Raw genomic sequence first — 3,544 nt, 5'->3', positions numbered from 1 at the left:
TAAATACCCATATATTCCCATATATTCCCATTTATGGAATTTATAAAATTAAAAAAACATGTTTTTATCAACTTACGAGAACAGATTGGACAAAAAAGGGAGAGTATCCGTGCCTGCTAGCTTCAGATCTCATTTGTCTAATTTAGGTTATAATGGTGTTATTTGTTATCCATCTTTTAATAATTCTTCGATAGAAGCATGCTCCCAAGACAGAATTGAAAAAATTTCATCTGCTATAGACTCTTTAAATCCTTTTGAGGAAAAAAGAGATTATTTTGCTACATCAATATTGGCAGAAAGTACTAATTTACAGTTTGATAGTGAAGGAAGAATTTCTCTTTCATCAAAATTACTAGAACATGCAAAAATAAAAAATAGCATGTTGTTTGTTGGTCAAGGTCAAACCTTTCAAATATGGGAACCAACAGCATTTGAAAAATTTAAGACATCAGCAAGAAAAAAAGCAAATTTAAATCGAGCAAGTCTTAAATGGGAAAAACATTTAAACAACAACGAGGGGAAATAAGATGACAATTAACTTTAAAGCACCAGAGATAAAAGAACTTCAGCCACGACTTTTAGTTTTAGGAGTAGGTGGAGCTGGAGGAAATGCAATAAATGAAATGATTGATAATAAACTTCAGGGTGTAGAATTTATTGCAGTTAATACTGATGCTCAAGATTTAAAGTTAAGTAAAGCAAAAACAAGAATTCAAATTGGTTTAAATTTAACAAAGGGTTTAGGTGCAGGTGCAAAATTAGATATAGGACAAGCGGCTGCTGATGAATCTTTAAATGAAATTGTAAATACACTTCAAGGTGCAAATATGGTTTTTATTGCAGCAGGTATGGGTGGTGGAACGGGCACTGGTGCTGCTCATGTCATCGCTAGAGCTGCTAAAGAATTAAATATATTAACAGTAGGCGTTGTGACTCTTCCATTTTTATATGAAGGCCCCTCTAGAATGAGAAGAGCACAACAAGGATTGGAAGAATTAAGAAAACATGTTGATACTATAATTGTTATTCCAAACCAAAACTTATTTAAAATTGCAAATGAGCAAACAACTTTTGAAGAGTCTTTTAATCTTTCAAATAATGTTTTGATGCATGGAGTTCAGAGTATTACAGATTTAATGGTAAGACCTGGATTAATTAATCTAGATTTTGCTGATGTTGAAACTGTAATGGCTTCAATGGGCAAAGCTATGATGGGAACAGGAGAAGCAGAGGGTGAAGGTAGAGCGCTCAAAGCTGCGGAGATGGCAATTAGCAATCCATTAATTGATGATTACACCTTAAAGGGTGCTAAAGGATTACTAGTAAATATCACCGGTGGTAAAGACTTAAAACTTTTTGAAGTTGATGAAGCAGTTAACAAAGTAAGAGCAGAAGTTGATCCAGAGGCTGAGTTAATTATAGGAGCAATAACTGATGCTGACTTAGACGGAAAAATGAGAGTTTCAATTGTTGCAACTTCATTAGATGGACAACAACCTGAATCTAAATCAGTAGTAAATATGGTGCATAGAATACAAAATCGTAATCCTGGTTACTCAGATTTTTCAAATATGGGGTCTCCAGCATTTAATTTTTCAAGCTCATCAAGCCCAATTACTCATGGCGCTAACGCTCTTAAGGTTGAGAATGAAATGGTTCAAGAACAAGATCAAGTAAGTGTTGAAAATAAAATGATGAATGAAAATTTTGTTACAGAAAATAGTGTAGTAACAGAAAACATTGTAGATGAAAGCACTGTAAATGAAATGGAAAAATCGTTTACTCAAGAAGCAGTAGAAACATTTGAAGAAAATAATCATGGTCAAAATGTTCAAGAAGAAACATCAAATGATCTAAAGGAATTTGGTGTAGATTCAGATTCACCAGATTTATTTAGCTCAGAAAGTGAAAACTCTTCACCTTCAGATTTGTTGAATTCTGAGGATCAAGAAGATGAAGACGATCTTGAAATTCCTGCTTTCCTAAGAAGACAAAAAAATTAATGGTCTTCAAAGAAATAAATGGAAGCCATCATAGTACCGGATGTACAAAAACATTATCCTGTACTGCTAAAAGAAATTATTAGCGTTATCACCCCTCAACATGGTGGCACATTTATAGACTGTACATTTGGTCAAGGTGGATATTCAAAAAAAATATTAGAGTTTGAAAATACAAAGGTAATAGGACTTGATAGGGATATTGAAAGTCAAAAAATTGCAAATTCAATTTTAGATGATTTTGAAGATAGATTTATTTTTAAAAATTTAAAATTCAGTCAATTAACTAATTTAAAAATCAAAAACGAAAATATTAAAGGTGTTCTTTTTGATCTTGGATATTCATTAACACAAATGAAAGATCCAAAAAAAGGATTATCTTTCAACTCAATGACAGATTTAAATATGCAATTGGGTTTGAACAACTATTCAGCTGCCGATGCTGTAAACAAACTTGATGCAAAAGAATTGGAAAAAATTTTTAAATACTTAGGAGATGAAAAAGATGCAAAATATATTTCTAAAAATATTGTAAAAGAAAGATTAAATAAGAAAATTGATACACAGGGTTTAATTAAAATTGTTGATAAATCAAAAATAAGAAAAAATTTTAAAGTTCATAATTCAACTAAAGTTTTTCAAGCTCTTAGAATTTTTGTAAATAAAGAAATTAGTGAATTAATTTTTGGACTGATAAATGCTACAAAAGTACTAAAAAAAGGAGGTGTTTTAGCCGTTGTTACGTTTCATTCTTTAGAAGATAAAATTGTTAAATATTTTTTTAAAAGCCTTTCGCAAAATAAAAGTATTTCAAGATACACACCTCAAACTGAACAAAAAGAAACTCTTTTTAACTTAAGTCAAAAAAAACCAATTGTTCCATCTGATCTTGAGATAAAAGAAAATCCTCCTTCGAGATCTGCAAAACTAAGATATGCAATTAAGAAAAGTGATTTTTTTAACTTTGAAACAGATATAGAGGAAAAATTTAAAAATTTTTTAGAAATTGAAAAGTTTGGAGATAAACTTTGAAAAAATTATCACTAGCATTAACAATTATAATTTTAGTTTTAACTACAGCAATTATCAAAAATACTACAAAAAAAATTGAAGATAAAATATTTGCTCATAAAGAAAGTGTAAGACTTTTAAAATCAGATTTAGAAAATATTCAGTTGGAATATGATTATCTAAGTTCTGCCGAAAAATTATTAGAATATCAATCTTTATATTTTGAAGATCAATTAGTTCAAAAAAAAATAGAAGATATTAAAATTTATAATATTTCAGAAAATGTAAATAAATTAGAGGATTATAAAATAACCAAGGAAAAATGAGTAATTTTAATGAAAGATTAACAATTGAAGATCACAAAAATGATTTTGATTACAAAAAAAGTAATACTGGATTAAATATTCAATTTAATCGAGTTGCTTTTATTTTTTTTGTCTTTTTTGTTATTTATTCAATATATACAATACATTTAATTCATTTAGGGTCTCGAGAGACAAAAATTGAAAACACAAACAACGCACTTACTTTCA

4 protein-coding genes and 1 pseudogene are annotated in these 3,544 nt (G+C 29.2%); all 5 read left to right on the top strand.

Annotated elements, in window-relative coordinates; all coding sequences use genetic code 11:
- The first annotated feature begins 58 nt into the window (after positions 1 to 58).
- Positions 59 to 526: a division/cell wall cluster transcriptional repressor MraZ gene (gene mraZ, locus AMN99_RS02715; protein WP_075506307.1), complete on the top strand. Its 468-nt coding sequence runs from the start codon at positions 59 to 61 to the stop codon at positions 524 to 526.
- Between the two features lies 1 nt (position 527).
- Entirely contained in the window at positions 528 to 2,003 is a 1,476-nt protein-coding gene (gene ftsZ, locus AMN99_RS02710) for a cell division protein FtsZ (RefSeq protein ID WP_075506306.1), read from the top strand.
- A gap of 18 nt (positions 2,004 to 2,021) precedes the next feature.
- On the top strand, positions 2,022 to 3,032 hold the full coding sequence (rsmH, locus tag AMN99_RS02705; RefSeq protein WP_075506305.1) for a 16S rRNA (cytosine(1402)-N(4))-methyltransferase RsmH: 1,011 nt from the start codon (positions 2,022 to 2,024) through the stop codon (positions 3,030 to 3,032).
- The gene (locus AMN99_RS02700; RefSeq protein ID WP_075506304.1) at positions 3,029 to 3,337 is read left to right on the top strand and encodes a cell division protein FtsL; all 309 of its coding nucleotides are present in this window, start codon (positions 3,029 to 3,031) and stop codon (positions 3,335 to 3,337) included. Before rsmH ends, AMN99_RS02700 begins: the two co-directional genes overlap by 4 nt.
- Positions 3,334 to 3,544: pseudogene (locus AMN99_RS02695) on the top strand (penicillin-binding protein 2); the annotation flags it as partial. The gene AMN99_RS02700 and the pseudogene AMN99_RS02695, both read left to right, overlap by 4 nt.

It is taken from the genome of Candidatus Pelagibacter communis (genome assembly GCF_001180225.1).
GTDB lineage: Bacteria > Pseudomonadota > Alphaproteobacteria > Pelagibacterales > Pelagibacteraceae > Pelagibacter > Pelagibacter ubique_D.
This window is presented reverse-complemented; position numbering and strand designations above follow the sequence as displayed.